The sequence below is a fragment of the Legionella busanensis genome (assembly GCF_900461525.1).
Taxonomy (GTDB): domain Bacteria; phylum Pseudomonadota; class Gammaproteobacteria; order Legionellales; family Legionellaceae; genus Legionella_C; species Legionella_C busanensis.
Genome location: NZ_UGOD01000001.1, coordinates 2,787,623 through 2,806,437, shown reverse-complemented (window position 1 = coordinate 2,806,437; position 18,815 = coordinate 2,787,623). Strand labels below are relative to the sequence as shown.

Genomic DNA, 18,815 nt, shown 5'->3' with positions numbered 1-18,815 from the left:
CTTTCTATTGCTTGTATCACTAGTAAAGATATATAGATAAGAAATATGATATAAGAGACAACAGTTAGCTTAAATTTATATATTATTTCAACTAGAGGAATAATAATGCCTCACTTAGTATTAGAATATAGTAACAATATTGATATTAGGCCAGAAGCGGTAACTTTTTTTGCACAAGCTCATGCTTTATTAGAAAAAGCATTACCAACAAAGCTAAGTAGCTGTAAGAGCCGGTGTATTAGTTATGATAGCTTTCATATAGGCTCAGGGCAGATAAATAATGCAATGCTACATTTAACGTTAAAAATTTTACCAGGCCGCTCTGATTCTTTAAAGGAACAAGTAGGGCAAGAGCTTATAGAATTAATGAAAGAATGTTTCCAGCAAAGAAATAAAAATTTAAATTTAGAATTTTCAGTTGAGATTATGGAAACAAATGCCCATTATTTTAAAGGTTAATATCTATAATGTTTGAGAGTATGCAATACAATAGCTTACACATGTATAGCAGTAAATTTCTAAAGGGTTAACCACTTCAAAGTAAAGTGAAGAGTATTTTATGACTAAGAGAATGATTGTTGGTATTTCAGGTGCTTCCGGAATAATTTACGGTATCCGTCTTTTAGAAATTTTAGCTAAAACTGATTATGAAACTCATTTAATCGTTTCTAAAGCTGCGCAGCAAACTCGCGGATATGAGGTAACTATTTCTGCACAAGAGCTTATTGGTCTAGCAGATAAATATTATTCCAATGATGATATTGCTGCAGCGATTGCCAGTGGTTCATTTAAAACAAATGGAATGATTATTGCGCCTTGCTCTATGCATACTTTGGCAAGTATTGCCTGTGGGGTGACTTCTAACTTATTAACGCGAGCAGCTGATGTAATCTTGAAAGAGCGGCGCAAATTAGTATTAATGGTGCGTGAGTCGCCTTTTCATCTTGGGCATATAGAAAATATGCAAAAAGTAACCCAAATGGGCGCTATTATTGCACCACCCACACCGGCTTTCTACAATCAGCCCCAAACAATTGATGATATTATCAATCACAGTATAGGACGGGTACTTGATTTATTTGATATTGATGTTGGATTGGTTAAGCGTTGGAAAGAAAATAAACTTTAACCGGTTACCTTTATTCACCAAATTTTAATATGTCTTCAGAATACTCATAATAATTTATCCGATGCTTAGGTAACCATTTCGCCTATTCGCCCATATAACTGTGCGTTAAATAAGGCAAAATGGTTACCTTTAAATTTAGGGCAGTGAGTTAGGGCTAGTTAAGTCATTATCAGAAAGTACTGGATTATTGGAGGCTAGCATAGGACTTTTTACTGAATTTGTTATAAAGAAATTGGAGCTGAGTAATTGTTGATGACAATAGTCGTGATAACCTGCTGACGTCATGATCTCTTTGCGTAAAGAATCTAAATTTTTAAGTTTATGATTAATAGTATTATTAATAAGCTCTATAAATACTGTATCATTTTTATCAGAAAACATAAATTTTAATTCTGGCCAAATCCCCTCAACAAGCTTATCTTTAATTGCTGCCCAAATAGGTTTAATACTGAATTTAAGTTGATTAAAAAGATGCATTAATTTTAAGTAATCCGTTGCTGTTTGGGGTTGTGCTTGTGACTGTAAATATTGCATAGCAATATTTTCTGTGAGTGTGGCGATTTTTTCCTCGAAGGCTGCATTAAAAGCGTCTTCTAATGGCAAAAATTGTTTTTGGTTAGGTTCATAAATATAAACTTCACCTTTTTTAATTTCATAATACCAGCCATGAATGGTTATTTCTTGTTGATTAAGTCTTTTCATAATAGCAGGATAAGACATTAAGTGCTCAATTTGCGTTAAAATATTATATTCGATAGTAGCTTTTAATTTTAAATTAGGATCACTCTTTGTATTGCCAATATCAAATCGCTTTTCAATCTTATCAAGGACAGGGCGAGCATGGGTTAGCCAAGTGGCAACTGCTGGAAGGGTAGTTTCTAAGTTTGGTGTGAGGAGACCCTGCATGGCACCACATTGGGAATGGCCACAAATAATAATTTCTTTAACCTTAAGTACTTCGACCGCATACTCAATAGCAGCTCCTTCACTACCAGCAACACCATAAGGTGGAACAATATTTCCTACATTACGCTGAATGAATAGATCACCTGGTTTAGACCGAGTAATAGCATTAGGATCAATACGCGAATCAGAACAAGTAATAAAAAGTGTATCTGGGTTTTGACCTTGACTAAGTTGAGCAAATAATTCTGCTAATTTTTTTAAGGTTTTTCCTTGATATTGCTGAATGCCATACATGAGTTTTAGTATCATTTTCTCTCCATTGCGGCCATTTATATGTAAGGTAGCGTTCTAATTTGCTAGAAAGTATTTTAATCGAGTAAATTTATTTCTACATGGTAAAATTAAATTTCAATTTTGTAAAGAAAAGTCAAAGCTTCATAGGTTTAACTTAAATAAATGGAATTGGTGATACCAATATTGCTTAAAAAGTTTTTATCATGTGATACAACTATTAATGTTCCTTTATAAGCACAAAGCATTTCTTCTATCGCTTCTATACTACGAATATCAAGATGATTGGTTGGTTCGTCTAGAATAAGAAGCTGCGGTTGTTTCTCTGCAGCGAGTGAGATAGCAAGACCAGCCCGCATGTATTCACCACCACTTAACTCAATTGCCCTTTTCATTGCCAATTTATTACGGAAGTTAAATGCTGCTAATCGCGCATAGGCCTCTTGTAGGGAAAAAGAAGGATTTTTTAGACATAAATTCTCAACTAAAGTTAAATTTTCAGTAAGATAGTTAAGGTTTTGATCTAAATAACACGCTACAGAGAAGCCTCGATATATTTTACCCATCTGCGGCTTTAAATGACCTAGAATAATTTTAATTAATGTTGATTTACCAGTACCATTTTTTCCTGCAATTGATAGGCGATCTTTGCCTAATAAAGTTAGGTTAAAGTTAATAAATAAGGGCTTTTGCTTGTTAAAGCCAAATGTTAGTTCTTCTATATTTATAATTATTTTATTGGCTGGTAATATGCTTGCATCTAAGTTGGCAGTAATTCTCTCTTTTATTTCAATGTGTGACTTTATTAACTGTACTTTATCCTGTGCCTTTTGCAGGCTATGTGCAGCTTGAATTTTATTTTTAGACTGCGTTTTTTCACAGCGGCCTTGTTTGGAATTGGCAGCCATTTTATCAATTTTGCCAGTCTTTCTAAGTGCTCGGCCTTTCTTTCGTCGTCTCTCATGTTTTTCTTGTGTTACCTGGATAGTATGTTCGGTGCTTATAAGTTGTTTTTTTGCCGCCATAAATTGCTGTTTAATCGCTTGTTGCTCAGTGTTTTTTTGTGCTTGATAAAAGGTGTGGTTACCGCCATAGTGTTGAATACCGATTGAAGTTAATTCAATAATTTCATCCACATAGTTAAGTAATTGTCTGTCATGACTTGCAATGATAATGCCTTGTTTCGTTTTTTGTAACCAATTAAAAAAGTAGTCTTTTGTTTCAGAATCTAGATTGTTGGTTGGTTCGTCGAGTAGAATAAAATCTGCATAACTAAGCATAGCCCGTGCTAGCCAGCACTTTGTTTTCTGGCCACCGCTTAAGGATGTAAGGGTGCGTTCAAAGCCAATTGTTTCTAAATCTAAATCAATTAAAATTTGCTGTGCTCGGGTTTTTATATCCCAATCATTGCCAATTAATTCATAATCCTCTTCGAGGTAATAACCTTGGTCAATACGGTCTAAAGCCTCAAGCTTGTTATGAATACCAAGTAACTTTGCAACGTTACTTTTATTATCGTAAGTATTAATTTGCGGGCAATAGGCAACTGTGCCCTGTATTTCAAGAGAGCCTCGCTCAGGTTTTAGAACTTTAGCGAGAATTTTTAATAACGTTGTTTTACCGACGCCATTATCACCTACAATACCATAGCGTTTTTGAGACAATGACAGCGAAATATCCTTAAAAGGGGAACCTGCCGTTGTAAAGTCATATGATAAATATTGCGCAATAATAGAAGGAATACGATACATAAATAATCTCCAAGTGCTTGTAGGAAAGAAACAAGTTGGGAAATTATTTACGCATTGGAGGAATACCTCAGACTTAAATATGAAGAGGATATTGTAGTACAAAAACTAAAAAATTGTCAATAAACATGTAATTGGGTTTTATTTTATTCAAAATGTTATATAATTAAGCCTCATTAAATTGTATATAGCCATCTTTAAGGCGAGTTTATTATTTTTAATTCACTTTTTAGGTTTTCGTAGTTTAACTTGCTCAAAACTTAAATTTTATCCGTGCTGGCTTAAATCGAGTGTAAACTAGCTGTTGTTAAAGGAGAGGCTATATGCCTATTATCCTTCCTAAATTCGATGAAACTTCTATTGAGAATGAGCATATAAATTGGCTTACCTATTATGCCGGCCAAATGCCTAAGTCATTAAATTATTTTAAAAATGACTTGGCACAATTTTTACAAGAATTAAATATTGAACAATTTAGTATTCTAAATTATCCCAAATATTGGTCTGGGGAGCGCTTATTAGAAACAAAAATTAAACCCCACCAAAACATTAATCAACCAGCAGCTTATCAAGAAATTAAAAACTGGCTAGGAAAGCAAAAAAAAGCGGCGGTAAATGATCCAACTCGAGTTAAAGAAATTGAAAAATTTGCTCAAAATTATGATAAATATTTTCTTATTTTAAAACGTAAAGCGCTTATTTTAAGCGTAAAGCAGCGTATAGAAGCGCTAGACACAAATAATCTTGATGGATTAGAAAGTGAACCTTTCTTTTTTCAATTTAAACATGCTATTAATCAAATCTTAAGCCAAAGTTCACTTATAAATATGCAAACTCGTCATGACTGTTTGCAGGCACATTTACATATTACGCTTGCCTGCAAACGAGCGCACGAATTATTCTCTGAAAAGAACCTAGGAAGAGAGATTGATTTAATTGAAGTATTAGCAAAGCGTGTCGTTGATAGTTACTATCAAAATGCTAAAAAGATGACTTTCACCGACGCTATACAAAAAGATGCTGCTGCATTAACCTCAGCATTAGGTTTATTTATTGGCTTGATAGTATTTGTTTTAGGTGTTGGCTCTTTCTTTTTTCCTCCCCTCTTTTTTCCCGCTTTAATTTTAGGTTTTATTGGTCTTATATCGTATTTAGCTTCAGCCTTGGCAGTTATAAAAATGGTGGAAGAAGGTTTTAAATATCAACGTCCTCCTAAATTATCAGAAGTTGTAGCGCTTGCCATTGAGATTGCGTTAATCCCACTTTATTTTTATGCAGGTGAAATTTTGTCTTTAATAGGCAGAAGCTTTCATTGGGCAGCTTCAACAATTAAATTATTAACTGAAGTTTGGGATAACGTACTTAGTAATATATTGCCCGATATCTTTTTCGTAAAAGATACTTATAAAGAGGCAACTGAAATTGGCTCTCAATTTACTAAATCAGGCCAATTAAAAAATACTACCGCAACAACATGGAGCTTAATTCGTAGTATGCTAAGCTCTAATACTGATGACCAATCTAATAGTGTAGAAATCTTTGAAAGAATTGATAAGGCAAAGAAATATCTGGCTCGTCATATGGGTTATCGACCTACCACTACAAATTTAACGCGCAAGGCGTTAAATGAAACATTATTACAGCAATTTAAACAGACCCATCCTTTAAGAAAATCTGCTGACTTAATTGAAATTAAAAGAGTACTAGATGATTTCTCGCAATTTGAGACTAAGTTAAATGAGAAAACAAAAGGCCAATGCCTTGTGGCAGTTAATGAATATAGAGATGAAATAGCAAAGGCTAATTACTATTTATATCAACTTTCGCAGCTATGTAATCAATACCTCATTAAATATTTTGACAATCGACAATTTCATCAATTAACTGATTTTACCCAGGCTCAAATTGAGCAAGTCACCTTTATCCAACAAAAGGCTCAAGAGTTAATTAATTTAAATCACCAAGATTTAACTGAATTTGAAGCTAACTTAATGCCAACATCTTTTGTGCGTTATGAACGTGGTTTTGTATATACTAATTTAGATAACTTAGAAAAAAATAATGAAGATGGTAAAGAAAAGGTTCTACCGCTTTTAATTAGTCGTCATGCTGATATTTTATTTTGGGACGAAGGTTTTAGAGGATGGCGCAGATCTAGAGAAGCAAAAGCAATCTTAAAAGTGTTTAATGATTATAAATCCCTACCAGCGGATGCCAGACGCGTTGATACCCTCATAGAGTTAAAAGAAAAATGTCAAATTTATCTGACCAAATACGGCAATAAAATCGACATGCAGAAAAAAGGCCGCTATCAATACGTAGAAAAATTATTTAATCTAATTGCTGAAGAAATAAACGTACTGCAAGATAATAATTTAACAATGCCTATATTAGTAGCTTATAAAGCAAGATAAGTTTTAAATAGACTTCTTAGAAAACTCCCTGTAGCGAGCTTCCAAAGAAGTCTAATATAAGTTTACAATAAAATAATTAATTATCAGTAGCCTACGAATTAATGACGCAAACAACAATACGCGTATTTTTTGCGATTAGCTTATCAACTGAAATTTTAGATGCGATTGCTGTCGTGGTCGACAAGCTTAAGCAAACGCTGCCTCAACAAAAAATTCGCTGGACGAAACTTGAAAATTTGCATATTACTTTACGTTTTTTGCAATCAATTCAAATAGGAGATTTACCTAAGCTCATTGAGCAAGTGGAATTAAACTTATTAAATGTTTCTTCATTTAGATTAAAATTCGGTGAACTAGAATTATTTCCCAAGCCTAAGCATCCCCGCCTAATCGCTTTACAAGCTGGACCAAACGAGCAATTAGCCCCTATATCATATGGACTTGCAAAAATCATTGATACGCTTAATTATCCTACTGAAAAACGTGCCTTTCGTGGCCATATTACTTTAGGCCGCTTGCAAAATTACCAATCGACCATTAATTTGTTGCCTATTAGAAATGATTATTTTCCTAGGCAATTAGTGCAATCTGTTAATTTGTTTGAAAGTAGGTTAGTCGAGGGGCAGCGACAGTATAATTTAATTAAACGATTTAGCTTAGGAAATAATTGAATTTCCTATAAAGTGATTGAAATATTAGGATTAATACTTTCAAAGTGGCACTATACCATCCTAGATTTATAGCACTACAATTAAATATAAATTTTAGAAACTTATTAAGGCAGATTCATTTTTTGATTCAAGAATGTTTTGCTTTAGTTAAAGCATATCTGTTTATGTTACTACTTAGTATAATTATTATAGCCTTACTTAATGAGGTTGTTATAATGCTAGGAAGTATAGGTTAAATTGACATGAAGAATTTTTAAAGCAATAAACTATTATTAAGTAAGTTAGATTTTTGGTAGTTCTTTCTTCTTAAGTCAGTAAATTTATTCCTCATTAAAATTAAAGATTTTTATTGCAATTCATTGTATAAAATTCTAATAAGCAGTTGATTATAAATTGGTGTTCTTGTTTAGATAATTCTGGATAAATTGGAATGGAAAAGACGTTTCTAGCAGCAAGCTCTGCTTGAGGAAAATCACCTAAACTGTACTTTAGTCTATTGTACATGGGTTGTAAATGTAGGGGTTTAGGATAATAAATAGATGTTTGAATACCTTTTTCTGCCAAAAATTCCATTATTTGCGTACGTTTATTAGAGGCTAATGTAAATAGAGAATAAGTATGTTTATTTGTATAGGGTAATTTACGTGGTAGTTTATAGCCTTTATTACTCAAAGTATCAATATAATGTCCTGCATATATAGCTCTCTGCATATTCCACTGTTCTAAATACTTTAATTTACATAAGAGAATAGCAGCTTGAATTTCAGAAATTCGATAGTTAAAAGTCATAAAATCATAATCACCAGATAAATTTTTTCCCCAACTCCTTAATAGACGAATTTTTTCATTATACTGATTATTATTGGTAGTAATCATGCCTGCATCGCCAGCGGTAGGTAAGTTTTTAGTTGGATAACAACTAAAACAACCTAAATCGCCTATGCTACCTGCACGCTTACCCTTATACATAGCACCATTAGCTTGAGCAGCATCTTCTATAACAATAAGTTTATATTCTTTAGCAATGTCCATAATAGGATCCATGTCTGCCATTTGCCCAAATAAATGTACAGGAATAATTGCTTTCGTTTTTGCAGTGATAGCTTGTTTAATTAAGGATGGATTAAGAGTGAATGAAATTGGATCAATGTCAACAAATACAGGTTTAGCACCAACATAATCAATTGCATTACTAGTAGCTATAAAGGTAAATGGTGTTGTAATGACTTCATCATCTTTTTGTATGCCTGCAGCAATTAAAGCTAAATGCAAGGCGCTAGTACCCGAATTAACCCCAATACAATAATTAACATTACAGTAATCAGCAAATGCTTTTTCAAAATCTTTTGTAGCGCTCCCTAATACATATTGTCCACTTGTTAAAACCCCCTGAATTACTTCTACTAATTCATTTTGCAAGCTTTCATTAGTAACTGAATTAAACATGGTGATCATTTTGTATCCCTGTTTAAATGTATTTATTAACTAGAGTCTCTTGTCCACGTAACCTTATCGATTTTTCAACTAATTCTAGTATATAAATGAGTTTAAGAGAATTTTGTGCATTTGTTCGAGGTAGCCTATTGTGTTCAATACATTCAATAAAATGAGCAGCCATAATCGTTAAGCCGTCATTATGTCCGACTGATAATGAGTGTGCAGTATTTGATACATTAGTTTTAATCGTCATATATTTAGCTTTATCATTAATATCGTCAATTCCAACCTCATATAATTTAACTTTATCATGCATTAAGCAATCATCGAATACAGCAACTTTTCTATTACCTGCTATAGTGACATGTCGTAATTTTTCGGTTGTTATATTATTTACATAAATATGTGCAGTAATATTTCCTTCAAAAAATAAATTTATATGAGCGATAGTAGGTATGTTGTTATCAAAATAACCACTACTAACTGCGCTAACTGCAATCAGCCTAACTGGCAATAGATAACTAATTAAGGCTAAATCATGCACTGCTAGATCCCAAACTACACTACTTTTTAAGTCATTGCTTCCAAAATTAGTGCGATTAGAATTTAAATATACTATATTCCCTAACTCACCTTGCTCAACAAGACCAAGTAACATCTTAGTAGCACTTGAATAAATAGGTGTGTAGTCGACCATTACAATCTTATTTTTCTTTTCTGCTATTTCTTGAATTTCAAGTGCCTCGTTAAAGTTTGTTACTAGAGGCTTTTCCACTAATATATGTTTTTCAGCCTTAAGAGCTGCTAAAGCTAGCTTATAATGAGTATGGATAGGGGTAGCGATAATCACTGCATCTATTTGAGTGTCGTCAATTAAATCTTGATAATTAATGGTTAATTTAGCGTTATTATAATGCTCATGAGCCTCCTTTAAGTTTTTACTATTTATGTCACAAATACATGTAAGATTTACGTTATGCAAATTTGAAAATTCGGTTGCCAGTTTTCTACCCCAATAACCATAACCAATAATACCTATTCTTATCATATACATAATAGACATCTCTTAAGAAAAAGATTATAAAAAATGAGCCGTCCCTTCCTCATACTATCTTTAAATATAGTACACCTCTAAAATTTGATAAAAATTTAATCAACTTTCTTCATATTGAGGTATTAAAATATAACGTTAGCCAAAAAATGAGTTTATACAAATCCCTGAGATTGCAGGCCTAAATTATAAAAATTGACTAGTTATTAATATATTTAAGCGCTTAGAGGTAGCTTAAGAGATAATTAATAATGGAAAGATTGGTTTATATTTCAACAAAGAAATTTCTAAAAAATATTAAATTTAATGCTCTAATTACAAATTAGACAGGTTCAAATATCAAGCTAAGGTAATACGCTATACTAAATTTAACTAAATTAAAAAGTTGAGATTTATGATATGGAGCACAATAAAAATTATAAGACACAAATTCACCCAACAGCTATCGTATCATCAAAAGCAAAACTAGGAATAAATGTTTATATTGGGCCTTATTGTATAATAGGCCCTCATGTTCATATTAGTGATCATGTTTCTTTACATGATCATGTGACAATCAATGGGTATACCACAATTGGCGATTATACTATAGTATATCCTTTTGCTTGTTTAGGTGATCCACCTCAAGATTTATCCTATCATGGAGAGCCGTCGCAATTAATTATTGGTTCACACAATAAAATTGGGCACTATGTAACCATGAATGGGGGTACAGAAAACGGAGGATTAATAACCCGGATTGGCAATTATGGCATCTTTATGGATGGTTCTCATGTAGCTCATAATTGTGAAATAGGTGATTATGTAGTTATACCTAATCATGTGTTACTAGCTGGGCATGTTAAAGTGGGTAACAATGTTGTTTTTGGTGGCGCTAGTAGTGTTGTGCAAAATACAAGAATTGGCTCAGGTGCTTTTGTTACGGCGCACACGTTAGTTTCTAAACATGTTATTCCTTATGGAATAGTATCAGGTTTTAGAGCTAGGTTGCGTGGACTAAATCTTACTGGAATGAAGCGCTTACACATTTCTAACAGGGATATCCATATTGTTCGACAGGCCTATAAAATTCTTTTTGATAAATCTAAGGAAGATTTATGGAAAGAAAGCGTTAAAAAAATAAAAAATGAGTTTCCTGACAATCCTTATGTACAAGAAATAGTTGAGTTTATTGAACGACCTACAAAAAAAGCTTTTTGCACTCCTTATTCAGCCGAAGATGATATATAGTTATCTTTTGCTTCTAATTTAGCTTTAATTTTTGATAAAAATAAAACCTTAATAGGGCAATGTATTCATGAATAACATGCTCTGAAATGAATAAATTATAACCTGATGGCTTTAATGAAATCCACGCCTCCATATAGTCAGCTGGAGAAGGTATGGGAATAGGGCGCAAATCAAAATTTAAAAAATACAACATTACACGCTTTAAAAATATCGCAGAAGTTACCAAAAATATTTGCTCATAAGGTTCTAATTTAGTCATGATTTCACAAACGAATTGCGCATTTTGATAGGTGTTTCTACTTATTGTTTCAAGCTTAATATCTTTTGGATTAATACCTACGCTTAAAAGCTCTTGGTAATATGTCTCTGCCTCCGATTTCCCTGGCGTATGAACATCTGCTCCAGAAATAATAATAGTACATTCACACTGATTATCTTGACATAAATAATATAGTCTGGCTGCTTCAAATATTCTTGAGTAACTGAAAAAAGTTGCCCTCACAAGTAAATTGGGCCACCTAATTGTACTACAACCAAATAAAATAACTGCAACCCGTTTTTTATTTATAGAAGTAATAGGGGTGGTATAAGCGGCCTGTAAATGTTTTAAAAAAATAGAAGGAATGATTCCGCAGCCAGCAAGTAGTAGATAGGTTAGGGAGATAAAAATTAAAAACAGAGCAATTTTTATATAAGAAAAAATCAAAAAAATAAGAGCAATTAAAAGTAAATAAACAATTTCTACTGTGATCATTCTTGATATTCCTTTTAAATTACAGAATATATACTTGTTTATTAGACTACTTATCTTCAGATAGTTTAGTTAAAGCTAATTTTAAAAAATAAGTTGAGCTTGTCACCAAAAATTAAAATTATAGTTTTTTACAATATTCCTAAGATTTTTTAATTATAGTAGAACTAGCACTATCATAGCTGAGCATTAAAGAACAAAGAGGCTATATTGATTTATATAAACTTGCCTACTTAAACATCTTTAAACTAAGTGCTTAATTTCATTTATAATTTTTATTTAAATAGCTCTTATTAAAAAATTTTTTTTTAAAATCAAGTTTTATATTTTTTATCGATTTTAAAAATTTTATATTACAGAGCTAGAATCTGAGCAAGTAAGATCGTTACTCTATATTAATTAAAGGTTAAAAAATTGCCCTAATTTTGAGCATCTATAGACTATACTGATTAAGAACTGTAATTAGTAAAGTGAATATAGGTGTTTATTCTATGAGAAGTATCTTAGAAATTTTTCAAGAAAGAAAGAGAACAGATAGCCTAAAAACTATTTTTACCATTATTAAAAATGAACATGAATTTATTAATATAACCTATTCAAAATTATATGAAAATTCCCTAAAAATTGCAGCCTTCTTAAGTCGTCAAAAAAATGGTAGCCATAGTAGTTTGTTATTAATTCCACCCGGGGAAGAATATATTTATGCAATTTTTGGTTGCTTGTTGGCAGGAGTAATCGCTGTTCCTGCCTATCCGCCTACAAACAATAAAAAAATAGATAGACTAAAATATATACTTAATAATGCAGGCTCTAACAACGTTATTACACTTAAGCGATTAGCTGACGATGTTTCATCAATAGCTCCCAATGTTAACAGTATCGAGGATATGTTAGCAGTTGATTCTATTGGTTTTATACCTAAAAAAGTTACACCTGAAGATATTGCTTTTTTACAATATACTTCAGCCTCTACCGGCGACCCTAAAGGCGTCATTGTTACGCATCAAAATTTAATTGCAAACTCTAATTCCATACAGAAAAGCTTGAAAAGCACTTACAAAGATTTATTTGGATCATGGCTCCCTCCATACCATGATATGGGACTTATAGGCTGTATTATTTATCCTTTTATAGTCAATATGACAAGCATATTAATGGTGCCAACTTTTTTTATAAAAAAACCCTATCAATGGCTAAAAGTTATTTCTGATTTAAAAATTACTATCTCGCCTTCACCTAATTTTGCTTATGAATTATGGACTAGAACAGTTAAAGAAGAACAAAAAAAAGCTCTTGATTTACAACATTGGCGTATTGCTTTAAACGGTGCTGAGCCAATTAATGCCACTACCCTGGAGCGATTTGCACAAGCGTTTGCAGTATGTGGGTTTAATAGAAAGGCCTTATTTCCAGCTTATGGTTTAGCCGAGGCTACATTAATGGTCACCGGAAAAATTGAGAATGAGCCCCTTGTCTCATGCCTGGTAGATAAAAAGGCATTAAGAAATAATAAAATTGAATTTACTAAAAATGAGTCTGATTCTACTTGCTTAATTTCTTCTGGTCAGTTTAATCAAGGCTTTGATATTAAAATTATTAATCCCAAAACACTTGTGAGCCTTAAGCCTTATCAGATTGGGGAAATTATCTGTGCTGGTCTAAGTGTTACGCAAGGGTATTGGCAGGCCTCAAAACTAAATGAACAGCTTTTTTGTTCGCCCAAGCCTAATTTAGAAAATAAATCCTACCTTAGGACAGGCGATTTAGGTTTTATAGATGATAAAAGCAATCTATATGTAACAGGAAGAATTAAAGACATCATTATTATTTACGGTCGTAATTACTATCCTCAAGATATTGAATTAAGTATAGTTAATAGTCACTCTGCATTGAGTATTAATAGTAATATTGCTTTTGCCCAAAATGAGGCAGGACAGGATAGATTGATTATTGTTCAAGAAGTGCCAAGACATACAAAAGAATTTTCAGGGCTTTTTGATGAAATTATAAATATTTGTATAGTTGAACATGACATTCTTCCTGATAGAATTGTTTTAATTAAAAAAGGTAGCTTACCAAAAACTTCGAGTGGTAAGGTTCAACGTAATGCTTGCCGTCAGCAGTTGGCTGCAGGTTTATTACCCATTATTAGTGAATGGAAATCAGTTTCATATAATGAAATATCGAACAATAATACCTCCTCACCTGCTGTTTTTTCACAAAAAGATTCAAATCAAAGCGTATCAAATTGGATTAAAACCTGGTTAGCCAATTACTTAAATCTTAGTATTGAGCAAATTGATCCAAATAAAAACTTTGCTTATTATGGATTGAATTCAGTTATAGCTATGGAGTTTTGTACCGCATTACAAACAAGCCTAAATTATGACTTTAACCCAGCCTTATTATGGCAATACTCCACAGTAAATTTACTTGCTAATTATTTAATAGACCCACAAAAACAATCTTCAATTCTTAAGCCTTTGCCAATTGAGGATTTATCTTTAGAACCAATAGCTATAGTAGGTATAGGCTGCCGCTTTCCTGGCGATGTTAATTCACCAGAAGAGTATTGGAATTTACTGTGCAATGGCTCTGATGGTATCACTGAGGTTCCTGCTGAGCGATGGTCTGTAGATGATTATTCGGGTAGTCCGAATACAACGAGTAAAATAGCCAGTAGCCGTGGTGGATTTATTAAACATATAAAAGAATTTGATGCCATGCTATTTAATATCAGCCCACGCGAAGCGGAAGTAATGGATCCACAACATCGGATTTTACTTGAAGTCACTTGGGAAGCCTTAGAAAGAGCAAATATTGAACCTTTAAGTATATCAAATAGTAATTGTGCGGTCTTAGTTGGGCTTGGTACTAATGATTTTGGTTATTTAATTCATGATAGCTCTGTCGCCTTTCACACGAATACCTATTTTAATATCGGAAACTCTCATAGTGCCGCTTCAGGTCGACTTGCCTATTTTTATAACTTACATGGCCCTGTAATGTCAATTGATACAGCATGTTCTTCATCTTTAGTGGCTATCTATAATGCCTTTCAAAACTTACAAAATAAAAAGTGTGATTTAGCTATTGCTGGCGGTGTTAATTGCATCCTAGACCCTTTTATCAGTATTGGTCTTTCAAACGCTAATATGTTAGCGCCTGATGGTAAATGTAAGGTATTTGATGAGAAAGCAGATGGGTATGTCCGTAGTGAGGGGTGTGGTATTGTCATCTTAAAGCGCCTTGGTGATGCAAAAAAATCGGGCGATAATATTATTGCTGTTGTTAAGTCAATTGAAACTAATCATGATGGTTTTAGCAATGGTATGACAGCGCCTAATCCTAAAGCACAAAAAGAGGTAATTGAAAAGACATTAGCTTCAGCCAGGTTAGCACCAAATGATATTACTTATATTGAAGCACACGGTACAGGAACAAAATTAGGTGACCCTATAGAGTTTAATGCACTCACTGAAATATTTGGCTCTACTGAACGTAAAAAACCTCTATATATTGGGTCTGTAAAAAGTAATATAGGTCATTTAGAGTCTGCTGCTAGTATGGCAAGCTTTATAAAAGTTGCTCTGATGCTAAAAAATAAAAAAATACCTAAGAATTTACATTTAAATTCCGTTAATCCATTAATAAACTTACAAGCAATACCAGCAGAAATACCTCAGCATTTAACAGATTGGGAGATAGAAAATTATAACAAACGTTATGCAGGTGTTTGTTCCTTCGGATTTACTGGAACTAATGCCCATGCTATTTTGGAAGAATATATAGAAGAAAACACAAAAAGTATAAAAAATGATAATGATGATCAAATAGCTACATCAGCTTTCTCCCCTTATTTGTTTACCTTATCTGGACAAACTAAAGAAGCTTTACAAGCGCAAATAGTCAATTACATAAATTATTTAAAAGATAATCCTGATATTAATTTAGTTGAGTTATGCCAAAATCTCTTTAATTATCGTACTCACTTTCAATATCGTTTGGCACTCACTGCTACTGACATAATAGACTTAGAAAATAAATTAATATCCGGAGATTACTTAACCAATCTTATCCCTGTAAATAATAAAAATAAAATTGCCTTTCTATTTACCGGGCAGGGTGCACAATATACTCATATGGGCAAGGAACTTTATTTTTCTCAGCCTACCTTTAAACATGCCATTGATGAATGTCATGAAATTCTTAAAAAGGATTTACCCGTATCCTTATTAGAAATTTTATTTGAAGAAAAAAATAAAGAATTATTAAATCAAACGCAATATACGCAGCCAGCTATATTTACTATTGATTATGCTCTAGCAAAATTTTGGCAGAGTTTAGGTATTACACCCTCAGCTGTAATTGGTCATAGTGTTGGCGAATATGCTGCAGCAGTAATTGCTGAAGTGATGAGCTTGAAAGATGCACTTAAACTCGTTGCATTACGTGGTAAATTAATGCAGTCCTTACCTAAAGGCTTTATGCTTGCTTTAAATGGCCAATATGAGGATTCTCTAGAGATTATTCATGCAATAAGACAAGCTAACCCTGATCTCATATTAGATATTGCAGCCTTTAATAGTTTAGAGCAAATAGTTGTTTCCGGAGAACAAAAAGCCATAAAAAAAGTTGAAGAACTTTGTCATGAAAAAGCCATTCAAACAACCTTATTAAATGTTTCTCATGCTTTTCATTCAAGGCTCATGATACCTATCTTAGATGAATTTCAGAAGTGCGCTGAAAATATCATATATCATTCACCTAAAATGGCGTTTATCTCAAATTTAACAGGGCTAAATTTAGAAGTAAAACCTAGTGCTAACTATTGGCGCGAACACATTCTTAAGCCTGTAAAATTTTCTGAAGGTATAAAGACTTTAATAGATAATAACTTTAACTTTTTTATAGAAACAGGGCCACATCCTATTTTAACCAGTTTCGGTATTGCTTGTCATGCTGAGGCAGGTAACAGAAATTGGCTTGGTTCATTGAAAAAAAATGGGGATGATTGGTCGCCTATTTTAAATAGTTTACAAAAACTCTATTTATCCGGTGTGGCTTTAGATTGGAAAAAGCTTAATAAGCACCTTATGAATACGCTAAAAAAAATACATTTGCCCACCTATCCTTTTCAAAGAAAATTATATTGGCCTGAAACGCTTACAAAAGTGCTCAATTCATCCCAAAATAAATTGTATAATGCTGTTTACTCCTTACAATGGCACGAGCAAGAAATAGCTAGTAACAATTTAACTGATAAACAGTTAGGAGTATGGTTAGTATTTATTCCTGCCGATTATAAAATCGAGCAATTTTCTATCGCTTTTCAACAAAGATTTGAAAAAATTATATATATAAAACCTGGTAATTCTTTTCAAAATACTAACGGAAAACTATTTACTATTAATCCTAATAAACTTGAGGATTTTGATAAGCTAGTAGCTGATAACTCTGTTATATCAGGTATTTTTTATTTATGGGGTTTAGACTTAAAAAATGATGATTCAGAATCTACTTCTTCAGAAGATATAAATAACTCTATTAAAATAACGTGTGATGGTTTACTTAATTTAGTAAATACGATATCTAAAAAATCAGCTCCTGCATTATCTCTGTGGGTAGTAACACACGCTGCATTATTTCCCCCACACAAGTCAAACCTGCCTATTGCAAGTCCTTTAATAGGCCTTAGTAAGGTTATTAATATAGAATTTCCTCAACTAAAATATAATTATATTGATGTAGTAAGTCCTGAAATTAAAATAGATGAAGTTGTAGAAATACTTTATAAAGAAGTTAAAGCTAATACATATGGCCAATTGATAGCTTACAATCATAATAAGCGTTATGTGCCCTTTATATCTCCTTATTCTCTTCCCACTCAAATCTCTTCTGCTCTTTTTAAGCCTGATTATACCTATTTAATCACAGGCGGCTTAGGCGGTTTAGGCTTTGAATTATGTAAGTGGATAATAAGTAATGGCGGAAAATACATTGCAATAATGGGGAGAAGAACATTAAATGCCCACCTAGGACGCCAACTACAAGAATTAAAAGACAATGCTGTAGTTAATTATTATCAGACTGATGTTGCTAATTTAGAGAACTTAACACAGAAAATGTCTGAATTAATACAAGAGATGCCATCAATAAAGGGTATTTTTCATACCGCCGGTGTATTACAAGATTGCTTAATCACGAATCATACCTGGCAAAGATTCAAAGAAGTCACTGATCCTAAAATTGCAGGAAGTTGGAATTTACATCGATTAAGCCAAAAATTAAATTTTGCATTAGATTATTTTGTGCTTTTTTCTTCTATTAGCGCTTTATTAGGTAGTAGAGGTCAAGCTAATTATGCGGCTGCAAATGCATTTTTAGATGGACTATCGCATTACCGTCATAGCCTAAATTTACCAGCGTTAAGCATAAACTTTGGACCATGGGAAAATATAGGTATGACTCATAATCACGAGCAACCCTGGTTAAAGGTCGGGGTTAAAAATATACCGATACGTAATGGCTTACAAATAATTGGAAAAATGTTAACTACAAATAGCCCTCAACTTATTTTACTACCATATGCACTTGAGCAGAAAGCAGTTAAATTTTTATCAACTATGCAATTAGCATTGATGAATAAGCTTTTTGAATTGGAATTAAATTTAAAAGACTTAGTTCTCGAACCTGCGCTAGACCCATTGATAGAAGAGAATCTCTTAGCAAAAATACAAAAAGAAATGCATGTAGAAGAAAAAAATAAAATTATAGTAGAATTTTTAATTAAAGAAGTTAGTAAAATATTAAATCTTACTAAAAAAGATTATGATTTAGCTGAGAGCAGGCTATTAGAGTTAGGTATGGATTCAATTACAGGGGTAGAGCTATTGAATGCTATTAATAATGCCATGCCTTTAAACACACTATCAATAAAAGCACTCATGTTTGAAGATCGCACTATAAAAGAGCTAGCAGCTTATATAAATGAATTGGCTGCAACGCTAAACTAGCAAACGATCAAAAAGCTAATTTTAGAAGTAGTTTACTTTAAAACGAGTTAAAATGATTGTTGAATAAGCCTTACTTTGGTTAGCTTACATAAATACAATATAGAATTAACTTTTGACACATTTGTATCATCTTAAATGATTAAATCGCGATGGAATCTATTTCTTATTTAA

Annotated in this window: 11 protein-coding genes; 6 read left to right on the top strand and 5 right to left on the bottom strand. The window is 32.5% G+C overall.

Annotated features, from left to right (window positions below):
- Window positions 1-105: 105 nt before the first annotated feature.
- Together DYH30_RS12395 and DYH30_RS12390 are read left to right on the top strand one after the other, a co-directional pair.
- Window positions 106-459 carry a 5-carboxymethyl-2-hydroxymuconate Delta-isomerase gene (locus DYH30_RS12395; protein ID WP_115331955.1) on the top strand — a complete coding sequence of 118 codons (354 nt, stop codon included), beginning with the start codon at window positions 106-108 and terminating at the stop codon, window positions 457-459.
- A 100-nt stretch (window positions 460-559) separates the two neighbouring features.
- Window positions 560-1,129, top strand: coding sequence for a UbiX family flavin prenyltransferase (locus tag DYH30_RS12390; protein WP_115331954.1), 570 nt, complete (start codon window positions 560-562; stop codon window positions 1,127-1,129).
- Between the two features lie 135 nt (window positions 1,130-1,264).
- On the opposite strand, the gene DYH30_RS12385 is transcribed toward DYH30_RS12390, so the two are convergent.
- Window positions 1,265-2,344, bottom strand: a complete 1,080-nt coding sequence (locus tag DYH30_RS12385; RefSeq protein WP_207385788.1) for a carbonic anhydrase — start codon at window positions 2,342-2,344, stop codon at window positions 1,265-1,267.
- 134 nt (window positions 2,345-2,478) lie between these two features.
- Window positions 2,479-4,077, bottom strand: coding sequence for an ABC-F family ATP-binding cassette domain-containing protein (locus tag DYH30_RS12380; protein WP_115331953.1), 1,599 nt, complete (start codon window positions 4,075-4,077; stop codon window positions 2,479-2,481).
- A 320-nt stretch (window positions 4,078-4,397) separates the two neighbouring features.
- Between DYH30_RS12380 and DYH30_RS12375 the strand changes: the two genes are divergently transcribed.
- Entirely contained in the window at window positions 4,398-6,488 is a 2,091-nt protein-coding gene (locus tag DYH30_RS12375) for a hypothetical protein (protein ID WP_115331952.1), read from the top strand.
- A gap of 101 nt (window positions 6,489-6,589) precedes the next feature.
- The gene (gene thpR, locus DYH30_RS12370) at window positions 6,590-7,159 is read left to right on the top strand and encodes an RNA 2',3'-cyclic phosphodiesterase (RefSeq protein WP_115331951.1); all 570 of its coding nucleotides are present in this window, start codon (window positions 6,590-6,592) and stop codon (window positions 7,157-7,159) included.
- A 336-nt stretch (window positions 7,160-7,495) separates the two neighbouring features.
- Here the strand turns inward: thpR and DYH30_RS12365 are convergent, their stop codons facing one another.
- Both DYH30_RS12365 and DYH30_RS12360 read right to left on the bottom strand, forming a co-directional pair.
- A complete protein-coding gene (locus tag DYH30_RS12365) occupies window positions 7,496-8,614 on the bottom strand; it encodes a DegT/DnrJ/EryC1/StrS family aminotransferase (RefSeq protein ID WP_115331950.1) in 1,119 nt (372 codons plus the stop codon).
- A gap of 13 nt (window positions 8,615-8,627) precedes the next feature.
- Window positions 8,628-9,650, bottom strand: a complete 1,023-nt coding sequence (locus DYH30_RS12360; protein WP_160116213.1) for a Gfo/Idh/MocA family protein — start codon at window positions 9,648-9,650, stop codon at window positions 8,628-8,630.
- A 396-nt stretch (window positions 9,651-10,046) separates the two neighbouring features.
- Here DYH30_RS12360 and lpxA point away from each other — a divergent pair, with 396 nt between their 5' ends.
- A complete protein-coding gene (gene lpxA, locus DYH30_RS12355) occupies window positions 10,047-10,877 on the top strand; it encodes an acyl-ACP--UDP-N-acetylglucosamine O-acyltransferase (protein WP_115331948.1) in 831 nt (276 codons plus the stop codon).
- A 13-nt stretch (window positions 10,878-10,890) separates the two neighbouring features.
- Here lpxA and DYH30_RS12350 read toward each other — a convergent pair whose 3' ends face one another.
- Entirely contained in the window at window positions 10,891-11,631 is a 741-nt protein-coding gene (locus tag DYH30_RS12350) for a YdcF family protein (RefSeq protein WP_115331947.1), read from the bottom strand.
- Window positions 11,632-12,119: 488 nt separating this feature from the next.
- On the opposite strand from DYH30_RS12350, the gene DYH30_RS12345 reads away from it, so the two are divergent.
- Window positions 12,120-18,644: a type I polyketide synthase gene (locus DYH30_RS12345; protein ID WP_115331946.1), complete on the top strand. Its 6,525-nt coding sequence runs from the start codon at window positions 12,120-12,122 to the stop codon at window positions 18,642-18,644.
- Window positions 18,645-18,815: the final 171 nt, after the last annotated feature.

Bases quoted from the DNA above. Each gene is read 5' to 3' on its own strand.
- DYH30_RS12345 (WP_115331946.1), top strand. From the start codon at position 12,120: ATGAGAAGTATCTTAGAAATTTTTCAAGAAAGAAAGAGAACAGATAGC.
- DYH30_RS12380 (WP_115331953.1), bottom strand. From the start codon at position 4,077: ATGTATCGTATTCCTTCTATTATTGCGCAATATTTATCATATGACTTT.
- DYH30_RS12375 (WP_115331952.1), top strand. From the start codon at position 4,398: ATGCCTATTATCCTTCCTAAATTCGATGAAACTTCTATTGAGAATGAG.
- DYH30_RS12365 (WP_115331950.1), bottom strand. From the start codon at position 8,614: ATGATCACCATGTTTAATTCAGTTACTAATGAAAGCTTGCAAAATGAA.
- DYH30_RS12385 (WP_207385788.1), bottom strand. From the start codon at position 2,344: ATGATACTAAAACTCATGTATGGCATTCAGCAATATCAAGGAAAAACC.
- DYH30_RS12360 (WP_160116213.1), bottom strand. From the start codon at position 9,650: ATGTATATGATAAGAATAGGTATTATTGGTTATGGTTATTGGGGTAGA.
- thpR (WP_115331951.1), top strand. From the start codon at position 6,590: ATGACGCAAACAACAATACGCGTATTTTTTGCGATTAGCTTATCAACT.
- DYH30_RS12390 (WP_115331954.1), top strand. From the start codon at position 560: ATGACTAAGAGAATGATTGTTGGTATTTCAGGTGCTTCCGGAATAATT.
- DYH30_RS12350 (WP_115331947.1), bottom strand. From the start codon at position 11,631: ATGATCACAGTAGAAATTGTTTATTTACTTTTAATTGCTCTTATTTTT.
- lpxA (WP_115331948.1), top strand. From the start codon at position 10,047: ATGGAGCACAATAAAAATTATAAGACACAAATTCACCCAACAGCTATC.
- DYH30_RS12395 (WP_115331955.1), top strand. From the start codon at position 106: ATGCCTCACTTAGTATTAGAATATAGTAACAATATTGATATTAGGCCA.